This is a genomic window from Georgenia sp. SYP-B2076, assembly GCF_003991205.1.
In the GTDB taxonomy this organism is placed as follows: Bacteria; Actinomycetota; Actinomycetes; order Actinomycetales; family Actinomycetaceae; genus Georgenia.
The window spans coordinates 91,263-110,486 of record NZ_RXOZ01000004.1 but is presented as its reverse complement, the minus strand read 5'-3'; the positions used below and the strand labels follow the sequence as shown (position 1 = coordinate 110,486).

The following is a 19,224-nucleotide window of genomic DNA, read 5'->3' as shown; positions in this document are numbered from 1 at the left end:
GGCCCGGACCACCTCGTGCGGGTGGGTCAGGGCGCCTCGGGCGGTGCCACGTCCTCGCCGTCGACCTGCCCGACCAGCTCGGGCACCCACGTGCCGCCGTCGTCGACCAGGCGCGCCTGGAACATCGGCTGGATCAGCGCGTGGTCGCTCGCGCGGATCGTGTAGCTGCCCTTGGGCCCGTCGAACGTCCAGCCCTCGAGGGCGCCGACGAGGGCGTCGACGTCGTCGGCCCCGCCCGCCTCCTCGATCGCGTGCACGATCATCTGGGCCGCGACGAAGCCGTCCGGGCTGAACAGGTCCGGGGTCTTGCCCGCGGCCTCGATGTGCTCGACCATCGCGGTGTTCACGGCGTTGTCCGCCGCGCCCGGGAAGTAGTGGTTGAGGAAGTCGATCTTCTGCGTGGCGGCCCCGTAGGCGCCGAACGTGGTGGAGTCACCCAGGCCGGTGACCACGGTGATGTCGTCGAGGACGCCCTGCTGGTCGAGCGCCTGCCACATGGCGCCGGAGGTCGCACCGGCCCACGCCACGAAGACCATGTCCGGTGCCCCGCCCCGCACCTGCGCCGCGAAGGGCGTGAACTCGGTGACGTCCTCGGGCACCATGACCGAGGTGACCTCCGCGCCCTGGGCGCCGAGGACGCCCTGGACGGCGGCGAGGTTGCCCTGGCCGAAGGCGTTGTCCTGCGCGAAGACGAGCACCTTCTTGCCGGCGGGGTCGATGAAGGTGCCGGCGGTCGCGACGTCCTGGAGCGACTGGCGCCCGGACCGGAAGGTGTGCGCGTTCACGCCCGTGAGCGCGTCCGCCGCGGCGGGCCCCGAGATGTAGAGGATCTTGTTCTGCTCGGCCTGCTCCGCCAGGGACAGGGCGATGCCGGAGGCGGCGGTGCCGCCCAGGATCGTGTAGCCCTGGCCGATGAGGTCGCGCGCCTGGCCGACGGCGCGGTCGGTGTCGCCGCCGTCGTCAAGAATGGTGATGTTCAGCTCGTGGCCGTCGACGGCGCCCGTGCCGTCGGTGGCGTAGTCCAGCCCGGCCTCGAAGCCGGCGAGATAGGTCTCGCCGTACGCCGCCAGCGGCCCGGTCGTGGACGTGATGATGCCGACGTCGATGGGCTCCGCCGCGGCCTCGGACGCCGGCGACGCCGCGCCCGCCGTGGTCGTGCCGTCGGCGGTGCCGGTGGACGGTGCGCACGCGGCCACGGCCATCAGGGCGCCGAGGGTGAGCGCGAGGGACTTCGTCGTGACTCGCATGGGACCGCCTTCCTTGGTGGTCCACCTCCCAACCTGAGAGGTGATTCAGGTTGGAGCATGTGGCGTCGGTCACGGTTTGTCAACTACCTCGGCCCGGTGAAGATTGGCGGAGGGTGCCGCCGGCGGGGGGAGACGTGCGCGCCGACGAACGGGTGCGGCCGTCCCCGGTGGGGGACGGCCGCACCCGTCTGGCGGTTCGGAAGGACTGGGTCAGAAGTCGGAGCGTCCCGTCCGCCTGGTGTCACGGTCCTTCGCGCCGCGCTCGCCCTCGTCGTAGCGGCCGTGCGGGCGGTCGACCTGGTCCTCGAGGGTCTCCTCGCTCGCCTGGCCCTCGTCGTAGCGGCCGCGGGGCAGGTCACCCTCCGCCGTCGCGGCGCCGCGCTCGCCCTCGTCGTACCGGCCGTGCGGGCGCTCGACCTGGTCCTCGATGGCCTCCTCGCTCGCCTGGCCCTCGTCGAAGCGGCCGCGGCTCAGGGGCCGGTGCTCCTTGTCAGGGTCGTGCCGTACCGGCCCCGGCCCGTCGTTTCCGGGGGTGTGTTCGCTCATCATGCCCATCTCCGTTCGACCCTCGTGCGGCCGCGCACGGCCGTCACCCTCAACGCCCTGGCTCGTCGTGCTCCGGGGTGGGGGTGCTGTCGGTGGCCTGGCCCTCGTCGAACCGGCCCTCGGGGAGCTCGGCCTCGAGCGGCGCGCTGGCGGCCTGGCCCTCGTCGAAGCGACCCTCGGGGAGCTCGGCCTCGAGCGGCGCGCTGGCGGCCTGGCCCTCGTCGAACCGGCCCTCAGGAATCTCGGCCTCTTCGGTGGTGTCGGCCTGCCCCTCGTCGTAGCGATCCTCGGAGAGGTCGGCGTCGGTGCGGCGCCCGGTGAGGTCGGCGTCGGGGTCGGTGCGCGCGTCAGCGTCGGCGCGGCGGTCGGCGTCGCCGAAGCGTTCGCTCTCGACCGATGCGGCATGCCGGCCGGCGACCTCGTCGACCACCTCGTTCTCGGCCCCGTCCCCCCGGGCGTTCGCGACGTGGCGTTCCGTGTTCTCAGTCATGGCATGCCTCCCAGGTCCCCCATTGGTCCTCGAACCGGTCGCGCCGATGTGCAGAGTGTCGACCCGCATCCGTGTCGCCGCAACCCGGCCGTCCCTTTGTCCTCGGCGGCTACTCGGGGCGCAACTGTTCGCCGGCTCACCGGCCGGCCGGCCGGCCGGCCGGTGAGCGACACCTGCGGGCGCGACCCGGACCATCGCCGTGCCGCGCCCGCGGGCGGCTACTGGTTCCCGATCCGCTCGTCGGGCTACTCGTCCCCGATCCGCTTGTCGGCGGCGTCGCGCCCCTTGTCGAGCTGCTCGTCGTACTTGCCCCCGGTCTTCTCGCCGAGGGCGTCGGTGCCCTTCTGCAGCAGTTCGTCGCTCTTCTGCTCGCCCTGCTCGGTTCCCAGTGCGTCCTGAGCCTTCTTGCTGAGGTCCTCGATGCCCATGAGGTTTCCCTTCCCGCGTCGGCCGTGCCGGGCGGCGCGGCCGTCTCGAGCCTCACCCCCGCACCACCCGCCCGCAACCGGAGCGTCACCGGGTGTCGGGGTGACGTCTAGCCTCGGTCTATGACGCAGATTCACGAGCTTTCCGCCCTGGACCTCGCCTCCGCCGTGCGGGCGGGGGAGGTGTCGCCGACGCAGGTGGTCGACCACACGCTGGAGCGTGCGCGGCGTCTCGGGCCGGCCGTCGGGGCGTTCGTCCTCCTCGCCGAGGACCGCGCCCGGGCGCAGGCGGCGGAGGCGGAGGAGCAGCTGGCCGCGGTCGGCACGTCCGGCGGCGAGGGCGCGCTCGCGCCCTTCCTCGGCGTGCCCGTCCCCATCAAGGACCTCTCGATGGTGGCCGGCATGCCGTTCGAGCTCGGGTCGGCTGCGTTCGAGGGAGCCGTGGCCCCCGTCGACGACGGCGTCGTCACCCTGCTGCGCGGGGCGGGCACGCTCATGGTCGGCAAGACGACGGTGCCCGAGATGGGCCTGCCGCCCTACACGGAGCCGGACGTCGCGCCCCCGGCGCGCAGCCCCTGGGACCTGAGCCGCACCGCCGGAGGCTCCAGCGGCGGTGCCGCCGCCGCCGTGGCCGCCGGCATCGTGCCCGCCGCGCACGGCAGCGACGGGGGCGGGTCGCTGCGCATCCCCGCCGCCGCGACCGGGCTCGTCGGCCTCAAGGCCAGCCGCGGGCGCGTGTCCCGCGGACCGCACGGCGTCGACGGCCCGGCGCTGGGCACGGAGGGGGTGCTTACCCGGACGGTGCGCGACACGGCGGCGTTCCTCGACGTCCTGGGCCAGCACTGGCCGGGCGACCACTACCTCCTGCCCGCGCCGCGCACCACGTTCCTCGACGCCTGCGACCGGCCCGTCCGGCCCCTGCGCGTGGGTGTCCTGACGGACCCGATCAACGTCGCCGATGCACCGGTGCACCCCGCCGCCCGCGCCGCCGTCGGGCGGGCATCCCGGCTGCTGGAGGGGATGGGGCACCACCTGGAGCAGGCGCCCGTGCCGTTCGCCCCCGAGCAGTGGGACGCCTTCATGCCGCTCTGGTCCGTCATGGCGCTCCAGGCCCCGGTTCCGCCCGAGCGGGAGGAGCTCCTCGTGCCCCTGACACGGTGGATGCGCGAGATCGGCCGGCAGATCAGCGGCGCGGGGTACGCCGACGCGGTCGGCAACGCTCAGCGCCTCGCCCGCCAGACGGCCCTGGCCTGGTCGCCGTTCGACGTGATCCTCACGCCCACGCTCGCCCAGCCGCCGATGCGCATCGGCGCCATGCGCGACGACGCCGACCCGGCCGGCGACTTCGAGGCACAGAAGGAGTTCACTCCGTGGACGTCGGCCTGGAACCTCATCGGGGCGCCGGCGATCTCGCTGCCGCTGCACCGCGAGGTCGTCGACGACGGCGCGGGGCGGGTGGAGCTGCCGTTCGGGATCATGCTCGGTGCCCGGCTGGGTGAGGAGGAGACGCTTCTCGGGCTGGCCGCCCAGCTCGAGGCAGCCGACCCGTGGCCCCACTTCGCCCCGGGCGCGAACATCTAGCCCAGCGCGGTGACCAAGACGTCCGGGCGGACGCGGCGCGGCGTGCTTGTAGATGACCGCTCGAGGCCGGTGGGGCGGCGCGGCGTGCTGGTAGATGACCGCTCGAGCCCTCTTTGGGGGCCGCTGCCCCGGAGTTGAGTGGAATACACTCAACTTTGGCCGCGTTGATCCGAGCAGACGCAGAACCATCCTGACCGGAGGTCCCATGGACACCAAGCTCACCACCAAGTCGCAAGAGGCGATCGCCGAGGCGATCCGCGCCGCCGGCGCCGCGGGCAACCCGCAGCTCGAGCCGGTCCACGTCCTGTCCGCCCTGCTCCAGCAGGACGGCGGCGTCGCCGTCGCGCTCCTCGACGCCGTCGGCGCCGACCGGGCCGCCATCGCCAAGCGCGCGGCCGCGGCTCTGGCCACGCTGCCCGGCGCCTCGGGCTCTTCGGTGGCCCAGCCGCAGACCTCGCGCGCGACGATGACGATGATCACCGACGCCGGGAACGAGGCGCGCGCGCTCGGCGACGAGTACGTCTCCACCGAGCACCTGCTCGTCGCGCTGGCCGCCTCGACCAGCCCCGCCGGGGAGATCCTGCGCGCGGCCGGCGCCGACCGCGAGCGGCTCCTCGCCGCGCTGCCGAACGTGCGCGGCTCCGCCAAGGTCACCTCTCCCGACCCCGAGGGCACCTTCAAGGCCCTGGAGAAGTACGGGCAGGACATGACCGCCGCCGCCCGGGACGGCAAGCTCGACCCGGTCATCGGCCGCGACAGCGAGATCCGGCGCGTGGTCCAGGTCCTCTCGCGCCGCACCAAGAACAACCCCGTGCTCATTGGTGAGCCCGGCGTCGGGAAGACCGCCGTCGTCGAGGGCCTCGCGCAGCGCATCGTCGCCGGCGACGTCCCGGACTCCCTGCGCGGCAAGCGCCTGATCTCCCTCGACCTGGCCGCCATGGTGGCCGGCGCCAAGTACCGCGGCGAGTTCGAGGAGAGGCTCAAGGCAGTGCTCGAGGAGATCAAGAGCTCCGACGGCGAGATCGTCACCTTCATCGACGAGCTGCACACCGTCGTGGGGGCCGGCGCGTCCGAGGGCTCCATGGACGCGGGCAACATGCTCAAGCCCATGCTCGCCCGCGGCGAGCTGCGCCTGGTCGGCGCGACCACGCTCGACGAGTACCGCCAGCACATCGAGAAGGACCCCGCGCTGGAGCGCCGCTTCCAGCAGGTCTTCGTCGGCGAGCCGTCCGTCGAGGACACCGTCGCGATCCTGCGCGGCATCGCCCCGCGCTACGAGGCCCACCACAAGGTCCGCATCTCCGACGGCGCCCTCGTGGCCGCCGCGGCCCTGTCGGACCGCTACATCAGCGGCCGGCAGCTGCCCGACAAGGCCATCGACCTCATCGACGAGTCGGCCTCGCGCCTGCGCATGGAGCTCGACTCCTCGCCCGTGGAGATCGACGAGCTCCGCCGGTCGGTCGACCGGATGAAGATGGAGGAGCTGGCGCTGGAGAACGCCGAGGACCCGGCGTCGAAGGAGCGGCTGGAGAAGCTGCAGGCCGACCTGGCCGACCGCCAGGAGGAGCTCGCGAGCCTGACCGCCCGATGGGAGGCCGAGAAGGCCGGCCACAACCGGGTCGGCGACATCAAGGCCCAGCTCGACACGCTGCGCACCGAGGCCGAGCGCGCCCAGCGCGACGGCGACCTCGAGACCGCCTCGCGCCTGCTGTACGGGGAGATCCCCTCGCTGGAGCGCGAGCTCGCGGCGGCCGAGCAGGCGGAGGAGGAGGAAGCGGCCGAGGGCACCCGCGCCACCCCGATGGTCACCGACCACGTGGGCCCGGACGAGATCGCCGAGGTCGTGGCCTCCTGGACAGGCATCCCCGTCGGGCGGCTGCTCCAGGGCGAGACCGACAAGCTCCTGCACATGGAGGACGTGCTCGGGCAGCGCCTGATCGGCCAGCGCAACGCCGTGCGGGCCGTCTCCGACGCGGTGCGCCGCTCACGCGCCGGCGTCTCGGATCCCGACCGCCCCACCGGCTCGTTCCTGTTCCTCGGGCCGACCGGTGTCGGCAAGACCGAGCTGGCCAAGTCGCTCGCGGACTTCCTCTTCGACGACGAGCGCGCCATGGTGCGCATCGACATGTCGGAGTACTCCGAGAAGCACACGGTCGCCCGGCTGGTGGGCGCCCCCCCGGGCTACGTCGGCTACGAGGAGGGCGGCCAGCTCACCGAGGCCGTGCGGCGGCGGCCCTACGCCGTCGTGCTGCTCGACGAGGTGGAAAAGGCCCACCCGGAGGTGTTCGACATCCTCCTGCAGGTGCTCGACGACGGCCGCCTCACCGACGGCCAGGGCCGCACGGTGGACTTCCGCAACACGATCCTCGTGCTGACCTCGAACCTGGGCTCGCAGTACCTCGTGGACCCGACCCTCGACGACGCCACCAAGCGTGAGGCCGTCATGGCGGCGGTCCACGCCGCCTTCAAGCCCGAGTTCCTCAACCGCCTGGACGACGTCGTCATCTTCGACGCGCTCACGCTCGAGGAGCTCGGCTCGATCGTCGACCTCCAGGTCGACCGGCTGGCCACGCGGCTGGCGGACCGGCGCCTCCGCCTGGAGGTCACCGACAGCGCCCGCGAGTGGCTGGCGCTGGAGGGCTACGACCCGGCCTACGGCGCCCGGCCGCTGCGCCGGCTGGTCCAGCGGGAGATCGGCGACAAGCTCGCCAAGATGCTGCTGGCCGGCGAGGTCCGCGACGGCGACACCGTCGTGGTGGACCGGGCCGACATCGACCCCGCCGAGGCGTTGGTCCGGACCGGCACGCTGCGCGATGGGGAGGGGCTGGAGCTCAGCGTCGTCACGCAGGAGCCGGAGCCCGCACCGCACTCGGCGTGAGATGACGCTACGGCGGTGATGAGGAGGGCCTGACCGTGCGGTCGGGCCCTCCTGGCGTCCCGGGCGCTCAGTCCCGGGTCGTCGGGTCCCCACCCGTCTCGAGCGCCGCTGGGGTGAGCCCGAGACCGGCCAGCACGCCGGTCCCGTCCTCGACGGCGAGGACCGCCAGCAGCACGTGCTCGCTGCCGATGGCCTCCGCACCGACGCGCTCCGCCTCGACGAACGTGCGCTCGAGCGCGGCGCGGGCGTGGGCGTCGAAGGGGACGAACGCGGGAACGGACGCAGCGGCGGGCGGCAGCGTCGCCGACGCGACCTGCCGGACGTCGTCCAGCGAGACGCCCTGGGCCGCGATCGTGCGTGCCGCTGCGCTGTCCGCGTCCGCGACCAGCGCCAGCACCAGGTGGCCGACGCCGATGGTGTCGTTCCCCGCCTCGCGTGCGAGCGTCTGCGCGGCGACCACGACGGCGCGGGCCTCGTCGTCGAACCGGCTGAAGCCCTGGCTCGGGTCCAAGGGGGTTGCGCCGGACCCGGCGCGAGCGACGAACCGCTTCTGCGCGGCCTGCTTGGTCACGCCCATGCTCTGCCCGATCTCGGACCAGGAGGCCCCGGCTCGGCGCGCCTGTTCGACGAAGTGGCCGATGAGGGCGTCGGCGACCTCGCCCAGATGCTCTGCCAGCAGCACGGCGCCGGCGAGTCGGTCGAGGGGCTGCTCATGCGCGCTCGCGACGGCACCGATGAGGTCGTCGAGGCGGACGGGAGGGGGAGGTGTGCTCATGTCGTCAACCCTAGGTTGACGATCATGTGTCGTCAACCCTTGGTTGACGGCATGGGTGTGCCGACGCGTCGCCGTCGCGTCGTGGCAGGCTGGGCGGGTGAGCACCTTCGCGGTCCTGCGTGACCTGGACTTCCCGGTCGGCGTCGTCGTGACCGACGCCGACGACGTCGTCACCACCTACGGCGACACGACCACCACGTTCCGCTGGGCGTCGGTGACCAAGCTGGTGAGCGCGATGGCGTCCCTGGTGGCGGTCCAGCGCGGGTTGGTGGACCTCGATGCCCCGGCCGGGCCGCCCGGGTCCACGGTGCGCCACCTCTTCGCGCACGCCTCGGGCGTCCCCTTCGACTCCGGCGCGGTGCTCTCCGCCCCCGGGAAGCGGCGCATCTACTCCAACCGCGGCATCGAGCTGCTGGCCGAGCACGTCGAGGAGCAGGTCGGCACGGACTTCACCAGCTGGGCGGAGGAGACGGTCATCGACCCCCTCGGCCTGTCCACCGTGCTCCTCGAGGGCTCGCCGGCCCACGCCGCCACGGGCTCGACGGAGGACCTCGCGCGCCTCGGCCGCGAGCTGCTCGCCCCGACCCTGCTCGGCCCGGAGCTCTTCCAGGAGGCCACGTCCGTCGTGTTCCCCGGGCTGAGCGGGGTCCTGCCCGGCTTCGGCCGCCAGCAGCACAACGACTGGGGCCTGGGCTTCGAGATCCGCGACCACAAGTCGCCGCACTGGACCGGTTCGTCCTCCTCCCCGCGCACCTTCGGGCACTTCGGCCAGGCCGGGAGCTTCCTGTGGGTGGACCCCGACGCGCGCCTGGCCGCCGCGTTCCTGGGCGCGAAGCGGTTCGGGGAGTGGGCCGCCGCGGCCTGGCCGCAGCTGACGGACGCGATCCTCGCCGAGCACGCCCGGCGCTGAGCACGCCTCCCGCTGCCCGCGACCGGGCGCGGACGGCAAACGGACGGTCGTCCAGGACGACGCGGCGGGGACCTCTGCCCGACACCGCGATGAACACTCCGCCAACAGTCGGCGAAAGGGCCGCCTGATGGCCTGGCCAGGCACGACGCCGCACCTAGCGTGGCATCCGCACTCATCAGAGAACGGATCCGCCACCCCGATGACCGTCATCACCGCTTCGGCGCAGACAGCCCCGGCGTACACCGCCTCCCGGCCCCCGCGCCGTCCGCCCGACCCCGCGGCGACGCCCGGCGCGGGGCCGGCGCTGGAGGACCCACGTGGCGTTCCTGCTCCTCGCCGCGCCGAACCTCGTCCTGCTGCTGGCCTTCACCTACCGGCCGCTCCTCCTGAGCCTGTACTACTCGCCCTCCAGTGGAACGTGGGCTCGCCCGTGGCGCGCCCCGTGGGCCTGGGGAACTACCTGGAGTGGTTCCAGGACCCGGACACGCGGCCCGGGGCGCTACACGCCCACCGGCGGCACCGGCCTGGCGATCCCCTCCTCGCGCACCCCCGAGCAGCAGCTCGCCGCCGCGATGCTCCTGGCCTTCATCACCGACGAGCAGAACACCTCCGAGTTCTCCAAGGGCACCGGGTACATGCCCGTGCGCACCTCGGCGATCAACGGGCCCATCATGGCTGACGTGTACGCGCAGACCCCGCAGTTCCGGACCTCCGTGGACCAGCTGACCGACAAGACCCGCACCCAGGACTGGGTCCGCGTGTTCGTGCCCTCCGGCGACAAGATCCTCACCGACAGCATCGAGGAGATCGTCCTGAAGGGCAGCGACGCCGGGACGGTCTGGGCCAAGGCCGCGCCGCAGCTCGACCGGGCGTTCACGGACAACGTGGAGCCCTACCTGTGAGCGCCGCGCCGGCACCCCTGCCGGTGCCGCCGGGCGGACCGGCGGGGGACGGCGTGCGCGCTGCGCCCCTGGTCATCGCCCACCGGGGCAACTCCTCGGTGGCGCCGGAGAACACCCTGGTCGCGCTCGAGTCGGCCTGGCGCGCGGGCGCCGACATGGTCGAGATCGACCTGCAGCTGACCCGTGACGGCGTGGCCGTCGTCATCCACGACGACACGGTGGACCGCACCACCGACGGGACCGGCCGCGTGGACGCGCTCGACGCCGCGCGGGTGGCGGCACTGGACGCCGGGTCCTGGTTCGCCCCGGGCTACACCGGCGAGCGGGTGCCCACCGCCGCGGAGCTGATCGGCTTCCTGGCCGCCCGGCCCGGGCTGGGGCTGCTCGCCGAGCTCAAGGGCGTGTGGGGCGCGGAGGACGTCCGGCGCGTCACCGACGCGGCCGCCGCGTTCGGCCTGGCGGAGCGGATCATCGTGCAAAGCTTCGAGGTCACCACCGTCGAGGCGCTGCGGGACGTCGCGCCCGCGCTGCCCCGGGGGCTGCTCATCGACGCCGTGCCCGACGACCTGCCGGCCCTGTGCCGCCGCCTCGCGGTCATGACCTGCAACCCCGCCGGCCCCCTGCTGGCCGAGGAGCCGGACCTCGTCGGCGCGCTGCACGACGCCGGCCTGCGCGTCATGCCGTGGACGCTCGACGAGTCCGTGCACTGGGACGCCGCGGTGGCCCTCGGGGTGGACGGCATCATCACCAACCGCCCCGACCGGCTGCGCGGGTGGCTGTCGGCAACCTGACGGCGCCGACGCGGCCGCCGCCACGGCGGCCGCGTCGCACCAGCCCGGCGGCGCGCCGCGCCGCCGTCACGACACCCCCGGTGGGCGCCCTCGTCGCCGCGGCCGGAATGGGACACTCACCGTCATGACCACGCCGCCCGCGAGCCCCTCGTCGCCCGCCCAGCCGATGCACGTCCCGGCGTTCTTCGTGCACCAGAAGGTCACGATGATGGTCAACCGGTACGAGATCCTCGAGGCACGCCCCGACGGGACCGAGGGGGCGCTGCTGGCCTTCGCCCAGCAGAGGCGGCTGGCGTTCAAGGAGCAGGTCACCTTCTACGCCGACCGGGACGAGAACCGGGCGCTCTTCTCCTTCCAGGCCCGCAAGGTGATGGACCTCGGTTCGGGCTACGACGTCCTCGACGGGTCCGGGCAGCCGATCGGGTTCTTCCGCAAGCAGTTCGGCAAGAGCCTGCTGCGCTCGAGCTGGGAGGTCTCCGGGCGCGGGCTGGAGGCCCTCGGCACCGAGCGGCGGCAGAGCGTCGCGGTCCTGCGGCGGGTGTGGGACTTCCTCCCGGTCGTGGGCGACGTCCCGGTCCCGTTCGTCTTCCACTTCGACTTCCGTGACGCGGCGACGGGCGAGCTGGTGATGACCGACGAGCGGAAGGTCTCCGTGCGTGACCGGTACACGGTCACGGTGCCCGACCGGCGCCTCGACTTCCGCGTCGCCGCCTCCCTCGCGGTGGCGCTCGACGCCCTCCAGAGCCGGTAGCCGCCCCGCGACGCAAGAACGGCACCCTTGACTACCGCCTCATAGGCTGCTCAGTGCGTCTGCAGCGTCCCGTCCGCCAGGCTCCCGGTGAGGCCGCGCCCGCCGGCGTCGAGGATCACGCACCGGGCGGCGGTCAGGCCCTGGTCCCATGCGCGCTGGTCCGGGGTGATGACGGCGACCCGGATGTCGCTCGTGTCGGCGTCGGCGGGGATCGCGGCGTCCGCCGCGTCGAGGCAGCGGCTCTCGGCCCGGCTGACGACGGCGTCCGGGCCCGGGTAGGCGCCCCGCCCGAGGTCGACGTCGGCGAAGGCCTCGGCCTGATGGCGCTCGCCGCAGTCGACGAGCTCGACCGTGGGCACGCCGGGGTCGAGGTCGAGCGCGCAGTCACCGACCTCCATCGCGCCGATGGGCACCGGCCCCGGGCCGCCGGGACCGGGGGCGGCGTCGATCGTGGTCAGGGCGGTCGCGAGGGAGGTCAGGACCCACAGGGCCACCCCCAGCGTCATCAGCGCCCCGAGGATCATCGCCGCGACGCCGGGGGCGCGGGGGCCGTTCCCGCGTCGCGCCTGGGTGTAGGAGATGCCGCCGAGCACCACACCCAGCGGTCCCAGCGGGAGGGCGACGAGGATCGCGAGGAGGCCCAGCGGCCGGCCCGCGCCGGTCGTCGGCCGTGACGGTGGCGGGGAGTTGTGCGGCTGCCCGGTGCCGAAGGACTGCCCGTAGAGGTTCCGCGCCGGCGCGACGGCGCCCGACCCACCGAGCGGGCCGCCCTGCGGCGCTCCCCACGGCGTGGTCATGGGCCGAACCCTACCGGCGTCGGCGCCGGAGGCACGCCGGCGCCGCGGGGCGTGGCACCGGCCCGGCGGCTGTGCGCGCGACCACGTGGGGCCGCTCAGCCGAGGTCGACGATGACGGGGACGTGGTCGCTCGCCCCCTTGCCCTTGCGCTCGTTGCGGTCGATCTGGGCGCCGACGACGTGGGCGGCCAGCTCGGGGGACGCCTGGACGAAGTCGATGCGCATGCCCTCGTTCTTGGGGAAGCGCAGCCGCTGGTAGTCCCAGTACGTGTACTGCTCCGGCGCGTGCGTGCGCGTGACCTCGGTGTAGCCGACGTCCTCGAGGGACCGGAACGCCGCCCGCTCGGGCTCGGAGACGTGCGTGGCGCCCTCGAAGGCCCCCATGTCCCACACGTCGGAGTCGAGCGGCGCGATGTTCCAGTCCCCGACGAGGGCGATCTGGGCGTCGGGGTCGTCCGAGAGCCACGCCCCGGCGGCGTCGCGGAGCGCGCCCATCCACTGCAGCTTGTACTGGTAGTGCGGGTCCTCGAGCGTGCGGCCGTTCGGGATGTACAGGCTCCACACGCGCACGCCGTCGCACGTGGCCCCGAGCGCGCGGGACTCCGCGGCGGCCGGGTCACCCCAGGTGGGCATCCCGGGGAAGCCGATCTCGACGTCGGAGATCCCCACCCGGGAGGCGACGGCGACGCCGTTCCACTGGCTCAGCCCGTGGTGGGCGACCTGGTACCCGGCGGCCTCGAACGCTTCCATCGGGAACTGCTCGTCCTTGCACTTGGTCTCCTGCATCGCGAGCACGTCCGTGCCCGAGCGCTCCAGGAAGGCCACCACCCGGTCCACACGGGTGCGGATGGAGTTCACGTTCCACGTCGCCAGCCTCATGGGTCAGACGCTACCGTCCTGGTCCGACACGGCCGGGCGCGCGCCCTCGTCGCGCCCCCGCGCCGGGTGGCGACCTACGCTGCCAGCATGGGAACCGCACTGGTCACGGGCGCCACATCAGGGATCGGCCTGGAGCTCGCCTGGCAGCTGGCCGCGGCGCGGCACCACCTCGTGCTCGTCGCGCGCACGACCGACCGCCTGGAGAAGGTGGCCCACCAGATCCGCTCCGCGGCCGGCGTCGACGTGGAGGTCCTCACGGCCGACCTGGGCAGCGTCGAGGGCCGCGGCGTCGTCACCGACCGGCTGCGGCGCGACGCGCGCCCGGTGGGTCTGCTCGTCAACAACGCGGGCTTCGGCCTGGGGCAGCGCCTCGTCGGCGGGGACCTGGGGCGCGAGGAGCTGGCGCTGGAGGTGATGGTGCACTCCGTCCTGGTCCTGTCCAAGGTCGCGGCGGAGGCCATGGTGGCCCGCGGGCACGGCGCCATCCTCAACGTCTCCTCGATGGCCGCGTGGACCACGATGGGGACCTACGCCGCGCACAAGGCCTGGGTGCTGGCCTTCACCGAGGGCCTCGCCGGCGAGCTCGCGGGCACCCACGTGACCGCCACCGCCCTGTGCCCCGGGCTCGTGCGCACGGAGTTCCACGAGCGCGCCGGGCTCGACGCCGCCACGTGGCCCGCGTCGGCCTGGGTGGACGTCGAGCGGGTGGCGTCCGCCGCCCTGACGGCCGTGCGGCGCGGACAGGTCGTCGTCACCCCGTCCCTGCGGTACACCGCCGCCGCAGTGGCCCTGCGGCACACGCCGCGCCGGCTGGTGCGGAAGGTCGCCGGGGCCGCCGCGAGCGGGCGCGCCCTGCGCTGACACGCGGGGCGCGGCGGCCGCGGGCCACGTCGTCGACGGCGGTGCACGAACGCCGCGAACACTCGGGAGGTTGGGGTCATGGCATTCGACGTCGAGGGGCTGATGAGGCTGTGGACCGACCCGGGGCTCTCCGGGCCGGCGGCGGTCGAGGCCTTCCGCAGGTTCTACACCGACCCCGTGACCGTGAACGGGACGCCGTTGTCGGCCGCCGACCTCGCCGCGCGTGCGGCGGGCATCCGGGGGACGTTCGCCGACCTGCGCCGCGAGCTGCTCGAGGTCTGCGAGGGTGAGGACCGCGTCGCGGTGGCCTTCCGGCTGAGCGGCCGCCAGACCGGGCGCCTGGCGACCTCCGCCGGGACCCTCGAGGCGACGGGGGCCGCGCTGAGCCTGCGGGTGATCGACATCCTCACCCTCACCGACGGCCGGATCAGCAGCATCTGGATGGTCGCCGACGAGCTCGGAGCGCTCGCCGCGCACGACCTCGTCCGGCTCGGCCCCGCCTGACCGCGCGGGGCGCGTCTCGCCGCGGCGCCCTCGCCCGGGCCGCCGTCGTCGCCCGATTAGGCTGGCGTGCGTGAGCACCCCCAACGACACCCCCCGCGGCCAGCTGGCCGCCCTCGTCAACGAGCTCGCCGTCGTGCGCGGCGAGGTCACGCTGGCGTCCGGGCTGACGTCCGACTTCTACGTCGACATGCGCCGCGCCACCCTGCACCACGCGGCGGCGCCCCTGATCGGTCACGTCATGCTCGACATGCTCGAGGAGGCCGGCTTCGGACCCGAGGAGGTCGACGCCGTCGGCGGGCTGACGATGGGCGCGGACCCGGTGGCGACGGCCCTGCTGCACGCCGCCGCCTCGCGCGGGCTCAACCTGGACGCCTTCGTGGTGCGCAAGGAGGCCAAGTCCCATGGCATGCGCCGGCGGGTCGAGGGACCGGACGTCGCGGGCCGGCGCGTGGTCGTCCTCGAGGACACCTCCACCACCGGCGGGAGCCCGCTCAGCGCCATCGAGGCGCTGCGGGAGGCGGGCGCCGAGGTGGTCGCCGTGGCGGTCGTGGTCGACCGCGCCACCGGCGCCCGCGAGGCGATCGAGGCGACCGGGGTGCCCTACCTCGCCGCGCTCGGCCTCGCGGACCTCGGCCTGGACTGACTGAGCGCCGCGCCCCCGTCGTCCTGCCACCATGCCGGGGGTCCGCCGTGGCCATCGCCGGGCGGGCCGTGCCCACGGCCTGCTGTAATGGACCCAGCGGCGGCGTCGAGCGCGGAGGGCCCTGATGGACGCGACAGGTGTGGCACTGGTCCTCCTCGGGGCGGTCGTCCTGGTCCTCCTGCTCTGGGCGCTGGCGACCTACAACGGCCTGATCCGGCTCCGGCACCTCGTGGAGGAGGCCTGGCGCCAGATCGACGTCGAGCTCCACCGGCGGTACGACCTCGTCCCAGCCCTCCTCCAGACGGTCGCCGACCATGCCCCGCAGGAGCGGGAAGTCCTCGACGAGGTCACGCGGGCCCGGACGGCCGCGGCGGCGCCCAGCGCCACGCCGAGCCGGCAGGCGGACCAGGAGAACGTGCTCACCGCCGCGCTCGGCCGGTTGTTCGCCGTCGCCGAGGCGTATCCCCGGCTCCGGACGGCGGACTCCTTCGTCCGGCTCCAGGCCGAGCTCACGAGCACGGAAGACCACATCGCGGCCGGGCGGCGGTTCTACAACGCCAACGTGCGCCAGCTCAACACGCGGACGGCACGCTTCCCGGCCAACGTCGTCGCCGCGCTCCTCGGCCTGCGGCCCGCCGAGTACTTCGAGGCAAACGACCCCGCCGTGCGCGCCGCACCGGCGGTCAGCTTCGACCGTGACGGCGCGGCCGGAGGCTACGGGCGGCCCGAGGATCGCCGGCGCGCCCCCGGGCAGGCGCGGGGGCAGCGCGGTGCCGTCCTGCCCGGCGAGCCAGGCGGTGAGCGGGCCGCACGCTGAGGCGCCGCCCCCGTGGCGCCTCGGCGGTGTCAGATGAGGTCGACGATGTCGGCGATCGACTGGCGGACCTCGCTGGGCCGGAACGGGTACTTCTCGACGTCGGCGGCGTGCGTGGACCCCGTGAGCACGAGGTACGTGCGCAGGCCGGCCTCCATGCCGGCGAGGACGTCGGTGTCCATGCGGTCCCCGATCATCGCCGTCGTCTCCGAGTGCGCCTCGATGCGGTTCAGCGCCGCGCGGATCATGACGGGGTTCGGCTTGCCGATGAAGTACGGGCTGCGGTTCGTGGCCTTGGTGATCAGCGCCGCGACCGCGCCGGTGGCCGGGAGCGGTCCCTCCTGGGAGGGCCCCGTCGGGTCGGGGTTCGTGGCGATGAACCGGGCGCCGTCGTTGACGAGCCGGATGGCCCGCGTGATGGAGGAGAAGGAGTACGTGCGCGTCTCGCCGAGGATGACGTAGTCCGGGTCCGTGTCCGTCATCGTGTAGCCCGCCTGGTAGAGCGCCGTCGTCAGGCCCGCCTCCCCGATGACGTACGCGCTCCCGCCGGGCAGCTGCTGCTTGACGAAGTTGGCGGTGGCCAGCGCGGAGGTCCAGATGCGCTCCTCCGGCACCGTGATGCCGGATGCGGCGAGACGGGCGGCGAGGTCCCGAGGCGTGAAGATGGAGTTGTTCGTCAGCACGAGGAACGGGCGCTCGAGCTCCGTCAGCCGGGCGATGAAGTCGGCCGCCCCGGGAAGGGCGTTGCCCTCGTGGACGAGCACCCCGTCCATGTCCGTGAGCCAGCTCTGGATCTGCTCGGTCATGTGCTGCGGCCTCCGTTGCGTCAGGCACGGTCGCGCCGGTCGGGCGCACCCGTTGGCCCGGGGAGCGCCCGCGCCGCTCCTGACGATACCGACCCTGCTCGGCGCGGGCGGGACAGCGGCGCGTGTGACCGGTCACGGCTGGGAGGATGACCGCGTGAGCGAGAACGTGCGGACCGACGGGGGAGCGGGCGCCGAGGGCGGTGCGCCGGAGGCGGTGGCCGCGCCGGAGGTGGGCGTCGGCCCATGGCCCGGGGGGGTGGGCGCCTGGCCCGCCGACCCCCGCTACGACCCGGAGCTGCTCGCCGCCGGGGACCGGCGCAACGTGCTGGACCGGTACCGGTACTGGACGGTCGAGGCGATCGTCGCCGACATCGATGCCCGCCGGCACCCCCTGCACGTGGCGATCGAGAACTTCTCTCACGACATGAACATCGGTTCCGTGGTGCGGACGGCCAACGCGTTCGCCGTGGCCGGGGTGCACATCGTGGGCAGGCGACGGTGGAACAGGCGCGGCGCCATGGTCACCGACCGGTACCAGCACCTGCGCCACCACGCCGGCGTCGCCGACCTGCTCGCGTGGGCACGCGGCGAGGGGCTGCCCGTCCTGGGCATCGACAACGTGCCCGGGTCCGTGCCGATCGAGGGCCGTGCCCTGCCGCGGGCGTGCGTGATGGTCTTCGGCCAGGAGTCTGACGGACTGAGCGCCGAGGCGATCGACGGGTGCCAGGAGGTGCTGCGCATCAGCCAGTACGGCTCCACGCGCTCCATCAACGCCGGCGCGGCGGCCGCGGTGGCCATGCACGCCTGGATGCTGCAGCACGCCGCGCCCCCGCCGGGCTGAGAGGGCGCGCCCGCGGGCCCCGCGGGGCGTGTGCGGCGCAGGCGTGCGGCGACACCCGTATCCCCCGGTGCCGTGTGAGTCGGCGCATCCAGTGGGACAATGGCGTCCACAAGGACATCGAGCACAGGAGATCTGTCGTGCCAATCGCAACCCCAGAGGCCTACGCCGAGATGATCGACCGGGCGAAGGCGGGCAGGTTCGCCTACCCGGCCATCAACGTCTCGTCGTCGCAGACCATCACCGCCGCCCTCCAGGGCTTCGCCGAAGCCGAGAGCGACGGCATCATCCAGGTGTCGGTCGGTGGCGGCGAGTACGCCTCTGGATCCACCGTGAAGAACCCGGTCGCCGGCACCCTCGCCCTGGCCGCCTACGCCACCGAGGTCGCGAAGAACTACGGCGTGACCATCGCGCTGCACACCGACCACTGCGCGGAGTCGAAGATCGACCCCTGGCTGCGCCCGCTCCTCGAGCACGAGGCCAAGCAGGTCGCCGACGGCAAGCTCCCCGCCATGCAGTCGCACATGTGGGACGGCTCCGCGGTCCCGCTCGAGCGCAACCTCGAGATCGCCCAGGAGCTGCTCGAGCTCTCGCAGCGGGCCCGCACGATCCTCGAGGTCGAGATCGGCGTGGTCGGCGGCGAGGAGGACGGCGTCGCCCACGAGATCAACGAGAAGCTCTACACGACGGCGGAGGACGCCCTGGCCACTGTCCGGGCCCTCGGCACGGGCGAGCGGGGCCGCTACCTCACGGCGCTGACCTTCGGCAACGTCCACGGGGTGTACAAGCCAGGCGCGGTCAAGCTGCGCCCGGAGATCCTCGGCGAGATCCAGGACGTCGTCGGCAAGGAGGTCGGCAAGGACATGCCGTTCGACCTCGTGTTCCACGGCGGCTCGGGCTCGACGGCCGAGGAGATCTCGACGGCGGTCGACAACGGCGTCATCAAGATGAACATCGACACCGACACCCAGTACGCCTTCACACGTCCCGTCGTGACCCACATGTTCAAGAACTACGACGGCGTGCTCAAGATCGACGGCGAGGTCGGCAACAAGAAGCAGTACGACCCGCGCGCCTGGGGCAAGGCCGCCGAGGCCGGCATGGCCCAGCGGATCGTGGAGGCCTGCCAGCAGCTGCGCTCGGCCGGCACCAAGATGGCCTGAGCCGCTCCATCCCGCGGCCCCCGGGCCGGAGTCCGGACTCCCGGACCCCGGCCCGGGGCTCGTGCGGCGCAGCGTGCGGCCCTGACGCCGTGCGGCCAGGCCATGCGGACCTGGCGTGCGGCGTCGGGGCCGCGACGCGCGCCGGCCAGGACGCCGTCAGGCCGCGTCTGTCGGGTTCTCGGGGAAGCCCGGGTCGACGTCGAGGACGTCGATGACCTCGCCGATCCGCGTGACCTCGAGCAGGAACCGCACGACGTCGGGCGGCTGGATCATCGTGAGCCTGCCGGCGCGGTGCGCGAGGCGCGCCAGCATGGTCACGCCGGACGAGTCCATGAAGGTCACATGGCGGGCGTCGATCTCGACCGGCAGGCCGGCCCGCTCAGCGTCGTGGACGGCCTCGGCCAGGTCGCTCGCCAGAGCGACGTCCACCTCGCCGGAGAGCACGATCCGCGTTCGGGTCGCGGAGACCATGACGTGCACCGAGCCTGTCTCGACGCCGGCCATCGCGGCGTTCGTCGAGGTGTCGTTCGACGGCGGCTCTTGAGTCACGTCAGGCACGGCACATCCTTTCGGCCAGAATTGATCGGTGCGCACATGCGACGCACGCGCTTACGGGGCATCGTA

Annotated in this window: 21 protein-coding genes; 12 read left to right on the top strand and 9 right to left on the bottom strand. The window is 73.6% G+C overall.

Features of this window, described 5'->3' with window-relative positions:
• Positions 1 to 26: 26 nt before the first annotated feature.
• The 4 genes from EJK16_RS02655 to EJK16_RS02640 form a co-directional block, all read right to left on the bottom strand.
• Entirely contained in the window at positions 27 to 1,247 is a 1,221-nt protein-coding gene (locus tag EJK16_RS02655; protein WP_127126061.1) for a substrate-binding domain-containing protein, read from the bottom strand.
• Positions 1,248 to 1,457: 210 nt separating this feature from the next.
• Positions 1,458 to 1,793, bottom strand: coding sequence for a hypothetical protein (locus tag EJK16_RS02650; protein WP_127126059.1), 336 nt, complete (start codon positions 1,791 to 1,793; stop codon positions 1,458 to 1,460).
• A gap of 49 nt (positions 1,794 to 1,842) precedes the next feature.
• Complete coding sequence (locus tag EJK16_RS02645) at positions 1,843 to 2,283, bottom strand: hypothetical protein (protein ID WP_127126057.1); 441 nt, start codon at positions 2,281 to 2,283, stop codon at positions 1,843 to 1,845.
• 245 nt (positions 2,284 to 2,528) lie between these two features.
• Entirely contained in the window at positions 2,529 to 2,711 is a 183-nt protein-coding gene (locus tag EJK16_RS02640; RefSeq protein WP_127126055.1) for an antitoxin, read from the bottom strand.
• A gap of 120 nt (positions 2,712 to 2,831) precedes the next feature.
• Here EJK16_RS02640 and EJK16_RS02635 point away from each other — a divergent pair, with 120 nt between their 5' ends.
• Positions 2,832 to 4,289 (top strand): amidase, encoded by a 1,458-nt coding sequence (locus tag EJK16_RS02635; protein WP_127126053.1) that lies wholly within the window; start codon positions 2,832 to 2,834, stop codon positions 4,287 to 4,289.
• Positions 4,290 to 4,494: 205 nt separating this feature from the next.
• Complete coding sequence (gene clpB / locus EJK16_RS02630) at positions 4,495 to 7,167, top strand: ATP-dependent chaperone ClpB (protein WP_127126051.1); 2,673 nt, start codon at positions 4,495 to 4,497, stop codon at positions 7,165 to 7,167.
• A gap of 67 nt (positions 7,168 to 7,234) precedes the next feature.
• Here the strand turns inward: clpB and EJK16_RS02625 are convergent, their stop codons facing one another.
• The gene (locus EJK16_RS02625; protein ID WP_127126049.1) at positions 7,235 to 7,942 is read right to left on the bottom strand and encodes a Clp protease N-terminal domain-containing protein; all 708 of its coding nucleotides are present in this window, start codon (positions 7,940 to 7,942) and stop codon (positions 7,235 to 7,237) included.
• A gap of 97 nt (positions 7,943 to 8,039) precedes the next feature.
• Here EJK16_RS02625 and EJK16_RS02620 point away from each other — a divergent pair, with 97 nt between their 5' ends.
• From EJK16_RS02620 to EJK16_RS02600, 4 genes are all read left to right on the top strand, one after another.
• On the top strand, positions 8,040 to 8,852 hold the full coding sequence (locus EJK16_RS02620; protein ID WP_205739563.1) for a serine hydrolase: 813 nt from the start codon (positions 8,040 to 8,042) through the stop codon (positions 8,850 to 8,852).
• 317 nt (positions 8,853 to 9,169) lie between these two features.
• Positions 9,170 to 9,754, top strand: a complete 585-nt coding sequence (locus tag EJK16_RS20000) for an extracellular solute-binding protein (protein ID WP_240645734.1) — start codon at positions 9,170 to 9,172, stop codon at positions 9,752 to 9,754.
• The gene (locus EJK16_RS02605) at positions 9,751 to 10,545 is read left to right on the top strand and encodes a glycerophosphodiester phosphodiesterase family protein (RefSeq protein WP_240645733.1); all 795 of its coding nucleotides are present in this window, start codon (positions 9,751 to 9,753) and stop codon (positions 10,543 to 10,545) included. The genes EJK16_RS20000 and EJK16_RS02605 overlap by 4 nt, the downstream gene beginning before the upstream one ends.
• Before the next feature lie 124 nt (positions 10,546 to 10,669).
• On the top strand, positions 10,670 to 11,296 hold the full coding sequence (locus EJK16_RS02600) for a hypothetical protein (protein WP_205739562.1): 627 nt from the start codon (positions 10,670 to 10,672) through the stop codon (positions 11,294 to 11,296).
• Positions 11,297 to 11,346: 50 nt separating this feature from the next.
• Here the strand turns inward: EJK16_RS02600 and EJK16_RS02595 are convergent, their stop codons facing one another.
• Both EJK16_RS02595 and EJK16_RS02590 read right to left on the bottom strand, forming a co-directional pair.
• A complete protein-coding gene (locus tag EJK16_RS02595) occupies positions 11,347 to 12,093 on the bottom strand; it encodes a septum formation family protein (protein ID WP_127126045.1) in 747 nt (248 codons plus the stop codon).
• A 95-nt stretch (positions 12,094 to 12,188) separates the two neighbouring features.
• Complete coding sequence (locus tag EJK16_RS02590) at positions 12,189 to 12,971, bottom strand: exodeoxyribonuclease III (protein WP_127126043.1); 783 nt, start codon at positions 12,969 to 12,971, stop codon at positions 12,189 to 12,191.
• 87 nt (positions 12,972 to 13,058) lie between these two features.
• Between EJK16_RS02590 and EJK16_RS02585 the strand changes: the two genes are divergently transcribed.
• The 4 genes from EJK16_RS02585 (at position 13,059) to EJK16_RS02570 (ending at position 15,796) form a co-directional block, all read left to right on the top strand.
• Positions 13,059 to 13,832, top strand: coding sequence for an SDR family oxidoreductase (locus EJK16_RS02585; protein WP_127126041.1), 774 nt, complete (start codon positions 13,059 to 13,061; stop codon positions 13,830 to 13,832).
• Positions 13,833 to 13,910: 78 nt separating this feature from the next.
• Positions 13,911 to 14,336 (top strand): ester cyclase, encoded by a 426-nt coding sequence (locus EJK16_RS02580; protein WP_127126039.1) that lies wholly within the window; start codon positions 13,911 to 13,913, stop codon positions 14,334 to 14,336.
• A 70-nt stretch (positions 14,337 to 14,406) separates the two neighbouring features.
• Complete coding sequence (gene pyrE, locus EJK16_RS02575) at positions 14,407 to 14,979, top strand: orotate phosphoribosyltransferase (protein ID WP_127126037.1); 573 nt, start codon at positions 14,407 to 14,409, stop codon at positions 14,977 to 14,979.
• A 124-nt stretch (positions 14,980 to 15,103) separates the two neighbouring features.
• Entirely contained in the window at positions 15,104 to 15,796 is a 693-nt protein-coding gene (locus EJK16_RS02570; RefSeq protein WP_127126035.1) for a LemA family protein, read from the top strand.
• Between the two features lie 29 nt (positions 15,797 to 15,825).
• Here EJK16_RS02570 and EJK16_RS02565 read toward each other — a convergent pair whose 3' ends face one another.
• Complete coding sequence (locus EJK16_RS02565) at positions 15,826 to 16,599, bottom strand: HAD-IIA family hydrolase (RefSeq protein WP_127126033.1); 774 nt, start codon at positions 16,597 to 16,599, stop codon at positions 15,826 to 15,828.
• Between the two features lie 214 nt (positions 16,600 to 16,813).
• Here EJK16_RS02565 and EJK16_RS02560 point away from each other — a divergent pair, with 214 nt between their 5' ends.
• Positions 16,814 to 17,440: a TrmH family RNA methyltransferase gene (locus tag EJK16_RS02560; RefSeq protein WP_240645738.1), complete on the top strand. Its 627-nt coding sequence runs from the start codon at positions 16,814 to 16,816 to the stop codon at positions 17,438 to 17,440.
• A gap of 137 nt (positions 17,441 to 17,577) precedes the next feature.
• Positions 17,578 to 18,600, top strand: a complete 1,023-nt coding sequence (fbaA, locus tag EJK16_RS02555) for a class II fructose-bisphosphate aldolase (RefSeq protein ID WP_127126029.1) — start codon at positions 17,578 to 17,580, stop codon at positions 18,598 to 18,600.
• 156 nt (positions 18,601 to 18,756) lie between these two features.
• Here fbaA and EJK16_RS02550 read toward each other — a convergent pair whose 3' ends face one another.
• On the bottom strand, positions 18,757 to 19,158 hold the full coding sequence (locus EJK16_RS02550) for an STAS domain-containing protein (RefSeq protein WP_240645732.1): 402 nt from the start codon (positions 19,156 to 19,158) through the stop codon (positions 18,757 to 18,759).
• Positions 19,159 to 19,224 lie beyond the last annotated feature (66 nt).

What these genes read in the sequence shown, in the direction of transcription:
- EJK16_RS02635 (WP_127126053.1), top strand. Translation starts at nt 2,832, where the DNA reads ATGACGCAGATTCACGAGCTTTCCGCCCTGGACCTCGCCTCCGCCGTG.
- clpB (WP_127126051.1), top strand. Translation starts at nt 4,495, where the DNA reads ATGGACACCAAGCTCACCACCAAGTCGCAAGAGGCGATCGCCGAGGCG.
- EJK16_RS02625 (WP_127126049.1), bottom strand. Translation starts at nt 7,942, where the DNA reads ATGAGCACACCTCCCCCTCCCGTCCGCCTCGACGACCTCATCGGTGCC.
- EJK16_RS02590 (WP_127126043.1), bottom strand. Translation starts at nt 12,971, where the DNA reads ATGAGGCTGGCGACGTGGAACGTGAACTCCATCCGCACCCGTGTGGAC.
- EJK16_RS02570 (WP_127126035.1), top strand. Translation starts at nt 15,104, where the DNA reads ATGGACGCGACAGGTGTGGCACTGGTCCTCCTCGGGGCGGTCGTCCTG.
- EJK16_RS02600 (WP_205739562.1), top strand. Translation starts at nt 10,670, where the DNA reads ATGACCACGCCGCCCGCGAGCCCCTCGTCGCCCGCCCAGCCGATGCAC.
- EJK16_RS02645 (WP_127126057.1), bottom strand. Translation starts at nt 2,283, where the DNA reads ATGACTGAGAACACGGAACGCCACGTCGCGAACGCCCGGGGGGACGGG.
- EJK16_RS02585 (WP_127126041.1), top strand. Translation starts at nt 13,059, where the DNA reads ATGGGAACCGCACTGGTCACGGGCGCCACATCAGGGATCGGCCTGGAG.
- EJK16_RS02650 (WP_127126059.1), bottom strand. Translation starts at nt 1,793, where the DNA reads ATGAGCGAACACACCCCCGGAAACGACGGGCCGGGGCCGGTACGGCAC.
- EJK16_RS02565 (WP_127126033.1), bottom strand. Translation starts at nt 16,599, where the DNA reads ATGACCGAGCAGATCCAGAGCTGGCTCACGGACATGGACGGGGTGCTC.
- EJK16_RS02640 (WP_127126055.1), bottom strand. Translation starts at nt 2,711, where the DNA reads ATGGGCATCGAGGACCTCAGCAAGAAGGCTCAGGACGCACTGGGAACC.
- EJK16_RS02655 (WP_127126061.1), bottom strand. Translation starts at nt 1,247, where the DNA reads ATGCGAGTCACGACGAAGTCCCTCGCGCTCACCCTCGGCGCCCTGATG.
- EJK16_RS02580 (WP_127126039.1), top strand. Translation starts at nt 13,911, where the DNA reads ATGGCATTCGACGTCGAGGGGCTGATGAGGCTGTGGACCGACCCGGGG.
- EJK16_RS02595 (WP_127126045.1), bottom strand. Translation starts at nt 12,093, where the DNA reads ATGACCACGCCGTGGGGAGCGCCGCAGGGCGGCCCGCTCGGTGGGTCG.